The organism is Methylobacterium sp. SD274, from assembly GCF_017355285.1.
Classification (GTDB): domain Bacteria; phylum Pseudomonadota; class Alphaproteobacteria; order Rhizobiales; family Beijerinckiaceae; genus Methylobacterium.
Genome location: NZ_JADIJP010000019.1, coordinates 42,552 through 56,197, shown reverse-complemented (window position 1 = coordinate 56,197; position 13,646 = coordinate 42,552). Strand labels below are relative to the sequence as shown.

The following is a 13,646-nucleotide window of genomic DNA, read 5'->3' as shown; positions in this document are numbered from 1 at the left end:
GGCTCGTATAAGCGAATAATGGGGATTACGGCAACAAGTTCCCGATCACCCTGATTATTTACGCTTAATTTGCTTTTGCACTGCCACGAAGTTTTCGCAGTGCGAAAGCGCACCGGATCAGAGCTCTAACTGCGACGACCCAGAGTTTTCGCCATTCAAAAATCTTAACCGAGTAAAGCCATCGCTTCTTTGGCAAGTCTCCAATGCAGACCGCCCCCTGGCCGTGAACACGGAACCGTCATCCGGTCGAAATCTACGATTAAAGACAAGTATTCTTCTGCTCATTGCGTCAGGAACCGTACGTTCCGGCATCCTAGACATGACCGTGACTTGATAAGACGTCGAATAAAATAGAATCGACGCTGAGCATACCTATATTCGGACCTCGAATTCAAGCATCCGGCACGGTCACCGCAATGGTTCGAGCAAGCTCGGCAACTCGTCGGGGATCACGGCGACGATCCTGGGAAAGGTCGCCCTGTCGAGATCGGGACGTCGCCTCCTCTGGGTATTCGACACGAAAAAGGGCGCTTTCGCGCCCTTGATCGACGTCTCCATTCGGACTTCGCTGGTGTCAGGCGACTGCGGTCGCCTTCACCGGGATGCCCTTTTCCGTCAGGAACTGCTGCAATTCGCCGGACTGGAACATCTCACGGGTGATATCGCATCCGCCGACGAACTCGCCCTTCACGTAGATCTGCGGAATTGTCGGCCAGTTCGAGAACGCCTTGATGCCGTCGCGGATCGCCATGTCGTCGAGGACATTCACGCCCTTGAACGGCACTTCCAGGTAATTGAGGATCTGCACGACCTGGCCGGAGAAGCCGCACATGGGGAATTGCGGCGTGCCCTTCATGAACACGACCACGTCCTGGGAATCGATTTCGGTCTTGATGGCGGTGTTGGCGTCGGTCATTGCGATGTTCCTTGTTACTGGCCTGATCTAGTGATGGTCGGGCGCCGGTTTCAATACGGCTGCAAGACGCTCGAGACCGCGGTCCATATCGAAGTCGAGCAAGGTGAGTTCCTCGGGCGTGAAAGGCATGATGTCCGGGAGGCCGCCGGGCAGGGATTCTCCAAACACGTTGAGCGACGCGTCGGCGAGCTTTACCGATATGCTCCACAAGCGTTGCCAGTCGATCCGCTGACGCATCGAGGGCCTGTAATTGCGCGCGGCCGACGCATGCCAAACGCTGACCTCCTTGCGCCATGACCGGGTCGATTGAGCCGTAGGCGCAGAGACGTGCTTCAAAATGTGAATGAGCACCTGGGAAAGCGCGCTCTCGACACGATCGATCTCGGATCGCCCGACGCTCTCGATCTCCTCGATTACATTATGCCAATCGAGAACATTCGATAATTCCGGGCGCTGTCCAAGCGCGCGCAGAGCTACAGCCTGTTCCATCGCCCAGGCCACGGCACCGTCGTCGTAAAGGCTCGGCTGGTCCATGGGGACGCCTCGTTGATCGCCCTTAATCCTGCGGGACGCCCGTCGTGAGCGCAAGGGCGTGGAGCACGCCCCCCATCCGCCCCTGGAGCGCCCCGTAGACCAGCTGGTGCTGCGCCACGCGAGTCTTGCCCTTGAAGGCCGAGGAGATGACCGTCGCGGCGTAGTGGTCGCCGTCGCCGGCTAGGTCCTTGATCTCGATCGTGGCGTCGGGCAGCGCCTCACGGATCATGGCCTCGATATCGCGCGCATCCATCGGCATCGGACTTAATCCCTTTCGAGTGACGTTCAGACCGCGGCAGGCCGGGTCGCCATGTAGGTCGGCAGCCAGCCTTCATGCGCCTCACGGAGATCCGCGACGGATATGGTTTCACCCGCGGGCAAGGTCAAATCCTGCCCCCCGGTGAGGCCGATGACGGCGGCCGGGATGCCTTGCGCGTTCGCGCTGTAGAGAAGGTCCGGCACGTTTTCGGGATCCACGCTGAGGAGATAGCGGGCCTGGTCTTCTCCGAAGAGATAGGCATGCGCAGGTAGACCCGCCGGCGCTTCCGGCAGCGTCGCGCCGATGCCACCGGCGATGGCCATCTCGGCCAAGGCCACGGCAAGGCCGCCATCTGACAGGTCGTGCACCGTGTCGACGAGTCCGGAGACGATGAGGCTGCGGACGAAATCGCCATTGCGTCGCTCGACCGCGAGGTCGACCGGCGGCGGCGCACCGTCTTCGCGGCCGGAGACTACCGAGAGATAGACCGACTGGCCGAGCCAGCCCTCCGTCGCGCCGACCAGGACCAGCATGTCGCCATCGCGCTTCAGCGAGAGGGTGGCATGCTTCGTCACGTCGTCGAGGAGGCCGACGCCGCCGATCGTCGGGGTCGGCAGGATGCCGACGCCGTTGGTCTCGTTGTAGAGCGAGACGTTGCCGGAGACGACGGGGAAGTCGAGGGCGAGGCAGGCCTCGCCGATGCCCTTGAGGCAGCCGACCAGCTGACCCATCACTTCCGGCTTCTCCGGGTTGCCGAAATTCAGGTTGTCGGTGATGGCGAGAGGCTTGGCGCCCACCGCCGTGATGTTGCGCCAGGCTTCCGCCACGGCCTGCCGACCGCCCTGGACCGGATCGGCCTCGCAATAGCGCGGCGTGACGTCGGCGGTGAGGGCGAGTCCCTTGGGGCCGTCCTCGACGCGCACGATGGCGGCGTCGCCACCGGGCTTCTGCACGGTGTTGCCACCGATGAAGTGGTCGTATTGCTCGTAGACCCAGCGCTTCGACGACAGGTCGGGGGAGCCGACCAGCTTCTTCAGGGCCTCGGCATTGCCGATCGGCGCGGGCACGTCGGCAGCGGCGATGACCGGCTGGTGCGTGTTGGCGATATGAGGGCGGTCGTAGAGCGGGGCTTCGTCACCGAGTTCCTTGATCGGCAGGTCGGCCATGGTCACGCCGTCATGCTTCACCACGAAGCGCAGCGTGTCGGTGGTGTGCCCGATGATCGCGAAATCGAGGCCCCATTTCACGAAAATGGCCTCGGCTTCCGCTTCCATACCGGGCTTGAGCACCATGAGCATGCGCTCCTGGCTCTCCGAGAGCATCATCTCGTAGGCGCTCATATTCTCTTCGCGGGCCGGCACCTTCTCGATGTGGAGCTCCACGCCGAGATCGCCCTTGGCGCCCATCTCGACGGCCGAGCAGGTGAGGCCGGCCGCACCCATGTCCTGGATCGCGATGACGGCCCCCGTCGCCATCAGTTCGAGGCAGGCTTCGAGCAGCAGCTTCTCGGCGAAGGGGTCACCGACCTGCACCGTGGGCCGCTTCGATTCAGAGGCGTCGTCGAATTCGGCCGAGGCCATGCTGGCGCCGTGGATGCCGTCGCGGCCAGTCTTCGAGCCGAGATAGACGATCGGATTCCCGACGCCCGTCGCCGCCGCGTAGAAGATCGCATCGGTGCGGGCGAGGCCCACCGCCATGGCATTGACGAGGATGTTGCCGTCGTAGCGCGGGTGGAAGCCGACGGCGCCGCCCACGGTGGGAACGCCGAAGGAATTGCCGTAGCCGCCGATGCCCGCCACCACGCCGGAGACGAGGTGGCGCGTCCGGGGATGGTCCGGCGAGCCGAAGCGGAGCGCGTTCAGCGCCGCGATGGGCCGGGCGCCCATGGTGAACACGTCACGCAGAATGCCGCCGACCCCGGTCGCCGCGCCCTGGTAGGGCTCGATGAAGCTCGGGTGGTTGTGGCTTTCCATCTTGAAGACGCAGGCCAGACCGTCTCCGATATCGATGATACCCGCATTCTCGCCCGGCCCCTGAATCACCCACGGCGCCGAGGTCGGCAGCCCACGCAGATGCTTGCGGGAGGACTTGTAGGAGCAGTGCTCGTTCCACATGGCCGAGACGATACCGAGTTCGGTCAGCGTCGGGTCGCGGTCGATGAGGCCACGAAAACGCTCGTACTCGTCCGGCGTCAGTCCATGCTGGCGCACCAGTTCAGGGGTGATCGGAACATCGTTGCGGAACATGCGAGCCCTCTCGACCGCTCAGGCTCCACTCGGGCGGCCTCCCATGGACGGAAGTCGCGCGAGGTGAACCTAGTTGGGTCGGCTCTAGAGTGTAAGCGCCTGTGCTGGCAACACGTCATCGCGGCGTCCGGCCATGCGCTCTCGCGGAAAAGCGCCGTCAGGCCGCTTTGGACGGGGGCAGAACACCCGCTCCGCGACAGCGGTCGATGATGCTGTGGATAGGCTCCGGCCCGGCGACGAAGGCGACGTAATCGAACGCCTCCGGGTTCAGGCTCGACATCAGAAGCTGGAAATGCATGCGGAACAGGTTCCACTTGCGCCGGGCGATGATCTTGCGCTCGATCAGATCGGTGATGCGGACATGGATCTCCACCGGCTGGTGGCCGGCAAGCGACGGGACACCGGAGGCGGTGAGCACGTCCCGATCGTGGACCGAGAGCCAGTCCCATTTCGCGCGCACGTCGATCCAGCGAATCGCCGGTGCCGCCGCCACCCGGGAGAGCGCTGCGCGCATCTCTTTGGCCGGCGCATCGAGGGTGATCCAGGGGATCACGCTGCCGATGCTGACGAAGGAGACGGGCGTGCCGCGCAAGCCGAAATCCGGATCGCGGGTGAGGATCCGGTCGAGGGCCTCGATGCCGAGAAAGCTCGACGAGGAATGACCGATGACGACAATCTCGGAGGCATGACCTTCGGCGGCCTGGATCTCGGTCGCGAAGGCGTCGAGGCGCGCGCGCATCCGGGTCTCGGCGCCGCTGGCATGGTCGTAGGTGAAGGCGGTATCGTCCACCAGATGGGCGACGTAGAACGGCTTGCCCCGTGTCACCGCCATCAGGCCGAGATGAATCCCGTAGGCGAGAATGGGGATCGCCGCGAGGCTCCAGGGTCGCCATTGTTCCGGTACGAGCCAAGCCGGCAATGCCGCGAGGACGAGGGAGAGGACCACCAGGGCGGCATAGATCGCGTGGACGCCGATGATCACGCGGGCGAAGCGCTTCGCCTCGCGACGGAATCGCTTCGGGTAGCCGTCCCGTAAGAGCCGCCTCCAGAGTGCGGGCACCTCGACGAGCCGGCGCAGGGTCGAACGTGGAAACCGGGCGCGGACGATGTCGTCCCAGCGCAGCAGGGTGTAGCGCGTCGGCGCGCCATCCGCCTCCACGCGCCAGTCGAGACGCAATCCGTCGGCGGACCGCTCCGGATCGCTCACGGTGATGGTCATGCCGCGCCGGACGGCGGTCAGCCGGCTCTCCCGCCGGAAGAGGCCCCAATAGGTCTCGGGTTCACGCGGGTCGAAACCCGGCATGTAGAAGACCTGGCGAGGCAAGGTGTCGGGGGCCGGCGGTTCGGAGGCGATGGGGCTGGTATCCGTGACTGTGTGGAAGACAGGCGCGAGCGGGGCGCCGAATCCGCTGCCTACACGAACTGGCCGGCACGATACGAGTGCGAAACCGCATCAGGCTGTGCCGGTCGAGAGCGCTCCCCGCCGAAGTGGATGCCGGTTCAACGACAACGAGCACGGCACAACAAGGGGCTGGAGCTGTGTCCGGCCCGACATGCTCGGGCCCAGCGCTAGCCGTGCGCGAGGTATTCCGCGATGGCGGTGACGAAGCGGTCGCCATAGGCGTCGCGCTTGCGCTCACCGACGCCGTGCACCGTCCGCAAGGCGTAGAGGTCGACGGGCTTGGCCTTGGCCATCTCGATCAGCGTGCGATCAGGGAAAACCATGAAGGCGGCGATGCCTTCGCCGCGGGCGATGGTGGCACGCAGGCCCCTGAGATGCTGGAACAAAGCTTCCGTCGCCGGATCGAGATCGAGGGTCGCATCTTCGCGCGCCGCGCCGCTGCGCTTGCGGTCGCGCGGCTCGGCCACCTTCGGCTCCGGGTCCGGCCGCATCTGGATCGCTTCGCGGCCGAACAGGATGGCCTCGCCCTTTTCGGTCAGGGAGAGCCCGCCGAACCCGTCGTCGTTCTCCGCCACGGCCCCGGCTGCAAAGAGCTGGCGCAGCATTGCCCGCCATGCCGGGAGCGGCTTGTCGGCACCGACGCCGAAGGTCTTCAGCGCCGTGTGGCCGTTGCGCCGAATCGTGTCGGTTTCCTTGCCGTGGACGACGTCGCAGACATAAGCGGCGCCGAAACGCTGCCCCGTACGGACGATGGCCGAGAGCAGTTTCTGTGCCGGCACGGTGGCGTCGATGAGCGAGATGCCGCTGCGGCAGAGATCACAGCGGCCGCAGGGCTCGCTCGCCTCGCCGAAATAGCCGAGCAGCGATTGCCGCCGGCAGGTCGCACCCTCGCAAAGCGCGATCATTGCCTCCAGCTTGCGCCGCTCGACCCGGCGGCGCTCGTCCGGCACGTCCTTCTCGTCGATCTGCCGTCGGCGCAGGGACATGTCGTCGAGGCCGTAGATCGTGAGCGTATCGGCGGGCAGGCCATCGCGACCGGCGCGGCCGATCTCCTGATAGTAGCCCTCGACATTGGAGGGCATGTCGGCGTGGCAGACGAAGCGGACGTCCGGCTTGTTGATGCCCATGCCGAAGGCGACGGTGGCGGTCATCACCACCCCATCCTCCTGCAGGAACGTGTCCTGGTTCTTCATGCGCGTGCCCTGGTCGAGGCCGGCATGGTAGGGGAGGGCGTTGAACCCATCCTTGGCGAGCACCTCCGCGAGCTGCTCCGTGCGCTTCCTCGACGAGCAGTAAATGATCCCGCTCTCGGAGCGGCGGTGGCGCAGGAAGCGCTCGATCTGGCGGGTCGGGTTGTCCTTCGGCGTGAAAGTCAGCCGGATGTTCGGCCGGTCGAAGGAATGCACGAAGGCCTTCAGGTCGCGGCCGGCCGGAAACAGCCGCTCGGTGATGTCGGCCCGCGTCGCCTTGTCGGCGGTGGCGGTGAGCGCCACGGTCTGGACATTCCCCAACGCCTCACGCGCCTTGGAGAGGTCGCGGTATTCCGGGCGAAAATCATGGCCCCATTGCGAGACGCAATGAGCCTCGTCCACGGCCAGCCGCCGCACGCCGGCCCCGCGCAGGGCATCCATCAGCCCTTCCATCATCAGCCGCTCAGGCGAGACGAAGAGGAGCCGCAGATCGCCGCTGCGGATCTTGCGCCAAGTCTCCCGCGACGTCGCCTCCGCCACCGATGAGTTCAGGGTCGCTGCTTCGACGCCGAAACCGATCATCTGCTGGACCTGATCGTGCATCAGGGCGATCAGCGGCGACACGACCACCGTGAGCGAGGATTCGACCAGGGCCGGCAACTGATAGGTCATCGACTTGCCCGAGCCCGTCGGCATCACCGCGAACACGTCTGTCCCATCGAGGACGGCACCGATCACCTCGTCCTGTCCGGGCCGGAAATCGTCGTAGCCAAAGGTCTTCTTGAGGGCGCGTCGAGCTTCGTCGAGGCGGTCGGTCATGCAGGGCCCGTCATCGCGGTCAGGGAAGGGCGGCAGGCGGACGTCGCGCCGGCCATCCTCGGCACGGCAATGCCGCCGTCGCGGCCGTCATTTGCCAGGATGGTGGCTTTGACGGCCTCGGGCTCCAAGGTCAATCGTCGGGATCGCCGCCTCGCCTCGATCTCGAACGTGTTAGCGGGATGCGATCGCCACGGCGGCACCGGCCATGACCGTTCCGGCTCCACGGTTGAGCAGTCGCCGCGCCCTGGCAGAGGTCATCACGCGCCGGGCCCGTTCGGCCGCCAGGACGTAACCGGAGAGGATGATGCCGAGGACGAGAACGATGGTGACACCAAGCTCCGCCAGCCCCAGAGCATCGATCCGGTCGAGATCGACCACCGTCGGCAGCAGGGCCAGGAAGAACAGGATCACCTTCGGGTTGCCCAGGGTGATGGCGAGGCCGCCCGCGAACAGACGCAAGGCTCCCTCGTCACGAAGAGGCTCCGCGTCGATCACGCCGACCCGGGATGTCCAGGCTTTGAAGGCCAGGACAGCGAGATAGACCGCGCCGGCATATTTCAGGGCGACGAGGAGCGGCGCGAAGGTCTGCGCCACCAGGGCGAATCCACCGGCCGCTACCGCGAACCATATCAGGTCGCCGACAATGAAGCCCGCGACGAAGGCACCGATGCCGCGGGTGCCCTCGGCCAGGACACGCGCCACCAGGGCTGCGATGCCGGAGCCGGGGGAGGCTACGGCGGCATAGATGGCGGCAAAGACGACAAGATGCGCGATGGGAATGACGCCTGCTCCGGTCGACAGTTGCAATACAGGGCATACAAAGACTTCACATCTTAAGTCACCCGAAAGGAGATGTCTGCTCAGATTGGGCAAGGGTCAGCGGGTCGTCATCGCGGGCCGATGAAAGACCGGCGAGTTTATCCCATGATGGTCCTTCCCTTCCTCGGTTTCGCTGGCGCCACGGGGGCGGCGATCGCCGGGAGACGCGGCCTGGCCTTGCTGCTCTGGGGCCTGTCCCTGGGCGTGCTGCTGGCATTGTTCCGCGAGCACGCCACCGACGCCCTGCCGCTCGTCTTCTGAAGGCCACGGAATGTCCGCATCGTCCCTCGCCCGCGCGCTGAACGCAGCGGGACTCCTCGGCTGCAGCCTCATCCTTCTCGTGGCGTTCTGGTTTCAGATCGTCCTCGGAGAATTGCCGTGCCCGCTCTGCGTGCTCCAGCGCGCCGCTTTCACGGCAGTCGGGCTGGGGCTCGTCCTCAATATCTGCGACCGGCCGAGACCGTCACATTATGCCATCGTCATCCTGAGCGCCGTGGTGGGAGGCGCGGTCTCCGCCCGTCAGACGGCTTTGCACATCATCCCCGGAACCGGGACCTATGGCTCGGATCTGTTCGGCTTCCATTTCTATGTCTGGGCGCTCATCGCCTTCACCGGCATCATCGTCGCCGTCGCGATCCTGTGCCTGTGGGATCGGCAGTTCACTCCTGAGGCCGCCGTGTCGCGCTCGGAGACGGTCTCGGTCCTCGGGCAGCCCACCGGAACGGCGCCGACGGTTCTCCCCGGCACCCGGGCCGGAGCACTAGGCCTATCCGTGGTCCTGCTGTTCCTCGTCGTGGCGCTGGCCAATGCCGGTTCGACCTTCGCAGAATGCGGGTTCGGCCTGTGTCCCGACAATCCGGTAAATTACGAGATGTTCGAGCGGCTGATCGCGCGGTGAGTCAGGCGGGCACGATACGCCCGTCGGACACGGAAACCATGTCAGCCCGGCCGTCCAGCTCGGCAAACAGCGCCGGATCGGCGCCGGTCATCCAGACCTGCCCCTGCAGGGCGGCCAAGGCATCGAACAGGCCCGCCCGCCGCCGCGGATCGAGATGCGCCGCGACCTCGTCGAGCAGAATGACGGGGGCGATGCCGCACATGGCCTGAACCAGGCGCGCATGGGCCAGGACGAGGCCGATGAGCAGCGCCTTCTGTTCACCTGTCGAGGCGGTCGCGGCAGCCACGTCCTTCGGTCCGTGGCGGACCACGAGATCGGTGGCCTGCGGGCCGACCAGGGTGCGCCCGGCGGCACGGTCGCGGTGGCGGCCCTGGCGCAGGGCGGCGCGGAACCGGTCCTCCGCCTCCAGGGCCGGCCAGACGGCCACGAGATCGTCGAGGTCGCCTTCCAGCCTGAGCCCGGCCCATGGAAAGGGCTGCGCGTCGTCGCGGGTCTCGGCGATGAGACGATCCAGCCGCTCGGCGGTCTCGCGCCGCGCCAACGCCACAGCGACGCCGAGTTCGGCGACTTCGCGCTCGATCGCATCGAGCCATTGCCCGTCGCTGGGACGCTCTTCGAGCAGGCGGTTGCGGGATCGAAGTGCCCGCTCCAGCGCGTTCACCCTGGCGCCGTGCGTCGCGTCGACGGCAAGGACCAGGCGGTCGAGGAAGCGGCGGCGGTCGCCGGCGGGGCCGCGAAACAACCCGTCGAGATCCGGCGTCAGCCAGACCACCCTCAGGAACTCGGAGAAAGCTACGGGGGAGCCTACCGTCTCGCCGTCGATCCGGCAGAGACGCGTGGCCCGGCCGTCGCCCACGGCGGGCTCGAAGCCCGTGCCGATGCGATGTTCCTCCTCGCCCTGTTTGAGCGCGAGGGAGACCGCGAACCCGCCGGAGCCGGCATTGCGCGCCATGCTCGACAGGTCCGCGCGCCGCAGGCCACGGCCAGGGGAGAAGAGCGAAATCGATTCGAGGAGGTTGGTCTTCCCCGCCCCGTTCTCTCCGACGAGCGCGACGAAGCGGCTCCCGACGGCGAGGTCGAGATCGGCATGGTTGCGGAAGTCGCGGCAGATGACACGGGTGAGGCGCAGACCGACGACGGACGGTTCGTCGGTGGATGGATCCACGATGCCCGAACTTTCTGGGGTAATCGGCGAAACGACCTCGATCACACCCGCATCGGCATCAGCACATACAGCGCCGAGGCGCCCTCGCGGTCCTGGATCAGGGTCGGCGAGCCGGGATCGGCGAGCTTGAACAGAGCCGTGTCGCCCTCGAGCTGGCTCGTGATGTCGAGGAGGTAGCGAGCGTTGAAGCCGATATCGAGGGCGGAGGCCTCGTAATCGACGTCGAGCTCTTCCGTGGCGCTGCCGGAATCCGGGTTGTTGACGGAAAGGGCGAGGCGGCCCTCCTGCACGGCGAGCTTCACCGCGCGGCCGCGCTCGGACGAGATCGTCGAGACACGGTCGACCGCACGGGCGAACTCGTCACGCTGCACCGTGAGAAACTTGTCGTTCCCCGACGGGATCACCCGCTGGTAGTCGGGGAAGGTGCCGTCGATGAGCTTGGAGATCAGCGTCACGCCGCTGGCGAAGCGGAAGCGGATTTTGGCCGGCGACAGGTCGATCTCGACGGTCTCGCCGCCATCCTCCACCAGCTTCTGAATCTCCGCCACGGCCTTCCGCGGCACGATGATGCCCGGCATGCCACGGCTGCCCTCGGGCGCGTCGATCTCGACGCGGGCGAGGCGATGGCCATCGGTGGCGACCGCACGCATCTTGAGGGCGCCATCGACATCGATCGTGTGGAGGTAGATCCCGTTGAGGTAGTACCTCGTCTCCTCCGTGGAGATCGCGAACTGGGTCTTCTCGATCAGACGCTTGAGGTCGCTCGCGCCGATGGCGAAGCTGGTGCCGAGTTCGCCGGCGGCGAGATCGGGGAAGTCACCCTCGGGCAGGGCACCGAGGGAGAAGCGCGAGCGGCCGGAGCGGATCGTCATCTGCCCGGTCTCGCCGCTGGTCTCCAGCGAGACCTGCGCCCCGTCGGGGAGCTTGCGTACGATGTCGTAGATCACATGGGCGGGCACCGTGGTGGCGCCCGGATCGACGATGTCGGCCGGCACGGATTCCGTCACCTCGATGTCGAGATCGGTCGCCTTCAACTCCAATCCGTCGGTTCCGCTGCGCAGGAGCACATTGGAGAGGATCGGAATCGTATTGCGCCGCTCAACCACACGATGCACGTGGCCGAGCGATCGAAGGAGGGCCGCGCGCTCGACAGTGACTTTCATCGCAACAACTCGTGGTCAGTCGGAAAAACGTCGCCGACCCCGAAAACGATGACGGATGGAGCCGGCGGCTTGGCCGGTGAACTTGGCGAAGGCCCTGTCCGAACGCAAGAGCGCGAAACGCTCTATCCAGGGCAATGCGGAAGTGACGTCCTCCAGAGCAACCGCTCCGAGCGCTTGCCCCGGCTTTCTTCGACGCCCTCGGTCTCCGACGCCAGCCTCCGAGAACCGGAGCTTTCGCTCCAGCGCGAGGCGAAGCTTCTCATGCGGCTTCGCCTCGTCCAGGCTTTCAGTCCTGCAGCATTCGCTTGAGGAGCTCGACCTCGTCGTTCAGCACATTGTCCTCGCCGATCAGCTTATCGATCTTGCGGACCGCGTGGAGCACGGTGGTGTGGTCGCGCCCTCCAAAGCGGCGGCCGATCTCGGGCAGCGACCGCAGGGTCAGCACCTTGGAGAGGTACATCGCGATCTGGCGCGGCTTGACCACGGCGGCGGTCCGCCGCTCCGACAGGATGTCCGAACGCGACACGTTGTAGCGCGACGCAACCAGTTTCTGAATGTCCTCGATCTTGATGCGCTTCGGCTCGCGGTTCTTCACGAGGTCGCGGATCGCGGTCTCGGCCGTCTCCATGGTCACGGCGGTGCCGGTGAGCGTGGCATGGGCGAGGAGCCGGTTCACGGCGCCCTCGAGATCGCGGCCATTGGCCGTGATCGCACGGGCGACATAGGTGGCGACGGTGGGCGACACCTCGAAATTCGGATGCGCCACCCGTACAGCGGCCAGCCGTGCGGACAGGATCGACATGCGCAGCTGCTCGTCCAGCGTGCCGATCTCGACCACGAGGCCGCCAGCCAGGCGCGACCGCACCCGCTCTTCCAGGGCTTCGAGTTCGGTGGGCGGACGATCCGAGGCGACGACGACCTGACGGCCCGCATCGATGAGCGAGTTGATCGTGTGCCCGAACTCAGCCTGAATCGACTTGCCCTGAATGAACTGGACGTCATCGAGGATCAGCAGATCGATGGCGCGCAGTTTCTCCTTAAAGGCGAGCGCACTCTGGGTCTTCAGCGCGTTGACGAAGCCGTACATGAAGCGGTCGGCGGTGAGGTAGATCACCCGGCGGCCGGATTCGCGCGCGGCGTGGCCGATGCCGTGGAGAAGGTGGGTCTTACCCAGGCCGACGCCGGCATGGAAATAGAGCGGATTGTAGAGGGCACCCTGGCCGTCATGACGGGCTACGCGCTCGGCTGCGGCGTGTGCGAGGGCATTGGATCGACCCACGACGAAGCTCGCGAAGGTGAGGCGATTGTCGAGGGGCGCGCCGTTGAGGTCACCGGAGGCTTCGCCGCGCGCCTGAGAGGAGGATTCCGCCTCGGCCGGGAAGCTCATCTCGCCGGATGAGGGCTGCGCGCTGCTGGCGGCCTGGAGACGAGCGAGGGGACTCGCGGGAGCCGAGGACTTGACCGCACCCGAAACGACGCGTGGGGGAGCACCGGCACCGCGCACGCCCACCTCGATGAGCGAGACGCTCTCGACTTCGCTGCGGAACGTGGCCAGGACACGGTCGAGATAATGGGATTCGATCCAGCTCTTGAGGAACCGGGTCGGCACGCTGAGGCGGGCGGTCCCGGAGACCACCTCCACCAATTCGAGACGCGCGAACCAGCTGGCGAAGACGTCTTCGCCCAGTTCCGCCCGCAGGCGCCGCTTCACGCGCGCCCAGGCAGCAACCGTGTCCGATCCCCCTGCGCCACTCATGCCGGTCTCGGCGTTACCCGCCACGCTACCGTCGACATGCATCATCGCTCTCCTCGCGCCGAGGGCGGAAGCCGCCGCCCGGAACGTACGCACACTGGACTGACTTCACGCCCCGCAAGGAATTCGCGGAACCCATAGAGATCCGGCGGAGTCAACACCTCCACCGCAGGCTTTTGCCGATGAGAAGACCCTATCAACAATAAGCTACGGTTCTCCTAACAACGGGGGTTGCGGGGAAAGCAGTGTGAGGTGCCCTGAGAGTCTCGCTGATCCGCACCGAGTCCTGAGCCGCCCGAAACCTTGCGGACGATTCGGATAGGTTTGAATTAAGTGTGAATTTTCCCGCTTTTGGCGAGACATCATTAATCTACACAGCCCTCCTAGACTCCGCAACACGGCAGATTCGCAAGTAGGGTTAACGGTTCGACTCGGATTGGAGTGACCAACAGCCCATCGGACAGTCCGGGATGGCAATCACC

The 13,646-nt window shown here is 65.7% G+C and carries 12 protein-coding genes; 2 read left to right on the top strand and 10 right to left on the bottom strand.

The annotated features are described in order from the left end of the window. Nucleotides 1-574 precede the first annotated feature (574 nt). The 7 genes from grxD to IPV08_RS16420 form a co-directional block, all read right to left on the bottom strand. Entirely contained in the window at nt 575-916 is a 342-nt protein-coding gene (gene grxD / locus IPV08_RS16450; protein ID WP_056424753.1) for a Grx4 family monothiol glutaredoxin, read from the bottom strand. A gap of 27 nt (nt 917-943) precedes the next feature. Then, nucleotides 944-1,450 carry a DUF29 domain-containing protein gene (locus IPV08_RS16445; RefSeq protein WP_207412642.1) on the bottom strand — a complete coding sequence of 169 codons (507 nt, stop codon included), beginning with the start codon at nt 1,448-1,450 and terminating at the stop codon, nt 944-946. Between the two features lie 22 nt (nt 1,451-1,472). Then, nucleotides 1,473-1,709 carry a BolA family transcriptional regulator gene (locus IPV08_RS16440; protein ID WP_018042619.1) on the bottom strand — a complete coding sequence of 79 codons (237 nt, stop codon included), beginning with the start codon at nt 1,707-1,709 and terminating at the stop codon, nt 1,473-1,475. 26 nt (nt 1,710-1,735) lie between these two features. Beyond that, complete coding sequence (gene purL / locus IPV08_RS16435; RefSeq protein WP_207412641.1) at nt 1,736-3,955, bottom strand: phosphoribosylformylglycinamidine synthase subunit PurL; 2,220 nt, start codon at nt 3,953-3,955, stop codon at nt 1,736-1,738. 157 nt (nt 3,956-4,112) lie between these two features. Continuing rightward, nucleotides 4,113-5,258 carry a hydrolase gene (locus IPV08_RS16430; RefSeq protein WP_207412679.1) on the bottom strand — a complete coding sequence of 382 codons (1,146 nt, stop codon included), beginning with the start codon at nt 5,256-5,258 and terminating at the stop codon, nt 4,113-4,115. A gap of 266 nt (nt 5,259-5,524) precedes the next feature. Then, nucleotides 5,525-7,366 (bottom strand): DNA helicase RecQ, encoded by a 1,842-nt coding sequence (gene recQ / locus IPV08_RS16425; protein ID WP_056424759.1) that lies wholly within the window; start codon nt 7,364-7,366, stop codon nt 5,525-5,527. Nucleotides 7,367-7,537: 171 nt separating this feature from the next. Further along, complete coding sequence (locus IPV08_RS16420; RefSeq protein ID WP_210348513.1) at nt 7,538-8,173, bottom strand: LysE family translocator; 636 nt, start codon at nt 8,171-8,173, stop codon at nt 7,538-7,540. A gap of 117 nt (nt 8,174-8,290) precedes the next feature. Between IPV08_RS16420 and IPV08_RS16415 the strand changes: the two genes are divergently transcribed. Together IPV08_RS16415 and IPV08_RS16410 are read left to right on the top strand one after the other, a co-directional pair. Then, nucleotides 8,291-8,446: a DUF5993 family protein gene (locus tag IPV08_RS16415; RefSeq protein WP_018042624.1), complete on the top strand. Its 156-nt coding sequence runs from the start codon at nt 8,291-8,293 to the stop codon at nt 8,444-8,446. A gap of 10 nt (nt 8,447-8,456) precedes the next feature. Next, the gene (locus IPV08_RS16410; RefSeq protein ID WP_056424762.1) at nt 8,457-9,083 is read left to right on the top strand and encodes a disulfide bond formation protein B; all 627 of its coding nucleotides are present in this window, start codon (nt 8,457-8,459) and stop codon (nt 9,081-9,083) included. A gap of 1 nt (nt 9,084) precedes the next feature. On the opposite strand, the gene recF is transcribed toward IPV08_RS16410, so the two are convergent. From recF to dnaA, 3 genes are all read right to left on the bottom strand, one after another. Next, nucleotides 9,085-10,248, bottom strand: a complete 1,164-nt coding sequence (recF, locus tag IPV08_RS16405) for a DNA replication/repair protein RecF (RefSeq protein ID WP_207412640.1) — start codon at nt 10,246-10,248, stop codon at nt 9,085-9,087. A gap of 41 nt (nt 10,249-10,289) precedes the next feature. Then, nucleotides 10,290-11,411: a DNA polymerase III subunit beta gene (dnaN, locus tag IPV08_RS16400; protein ID WP_056424765.1), complete on the bottom strand. Its 1,122-nt coding sequence runs from the start codon at nt 11,409-11,411 to the stop codon at nt 10,290-10,292. A gap of 286 nt (nt 11,412-11,697) precedes the next feature. Continuing rightward, nucleotides 11,698-13,209, bottom strand: a complete 1,512-nt coding sequence (gene dnaA, locus IPV08_RS16395) for a chromosomal replication initiator protein DnaA (RefSeq protein ID WP_207412677.1) — start codon at nt 13,207-13,209, stop codon at nt 11,698-11,700. Nucleotides 13,210-13,646: the final 437 nt, after the last annotated feature.

Bases quoted from the DNA above. Each gene is read 5' to 3' on its own strand.
- grxD (WP_056424753.1), bottom strand. From the start codon at position 916: ATGACCGACGCCAACACCGCCATCAAGACCGAAATCGATTCCCAGGAC.
- IPV08_RS16445 (WP_207412642.1), bottom strand. From the start codon at position 1,450: ATGGACCAGCCGAGCCTTTACGACGACGGTGCCGTGGCCTGGGCGATG.
- IPV08_RS16440 (WP_018042619.1), bottom strand. From the start codon at position 1,709: ATGCCGATGGATGCGCGCGATATCGAGGCCATGATCCGTGAGGCGCTG.
- purL (WP_207412641.1), bottom strand. From the start codon at position 3,955: ATGTTCCGCAACGATGTTCCGATCACCCCTGAACTGGTGCGCCAGCAT.
- IPV08_RS16430 (WP_207412679.1), bottom strand. From the start codon at position 5,258: ATGCCGGGTTTCGACCCGCGTGAACCCGAGACCTATTGGGGCCTCTTC.
- recQ (WP_056424759.1), bottom strand. From the start codon at position 7,366: ATGACCGACCGCCTCGACGAAGCTCGACGCGCCCTCAAGAAGACCTTT.
- IPV08_RS16415 (WP_018042624.1), top strand. From the start codon at position 8,291: ATGATGGTCCTTCCCTTCCTCGGTTTCGCTGGCGCCACGGGGGCGGCG.
- IPV08_RS16410 (WP_056424762.1), top strand. From the start codon at position 8,457: ATGTCCGCATCGTCCCTCGCCCGCGCGCTGAACGCAGCGGGACTCCTC.
- dnaN (WP_056424765.1), bottom strand. From the start codon at position 11,411: ATGAAAGTCACTGTCGAGCGCGCGGCCCTCCTTCGATCGCTCGGCCAC.
- dnaA (WP_207412677.1), bottom strand. From the start codon at position 13,209: ATGCATGTCGACGGTAGCGTGGCGGGTAACGCCGAGACCGGCATGAGT.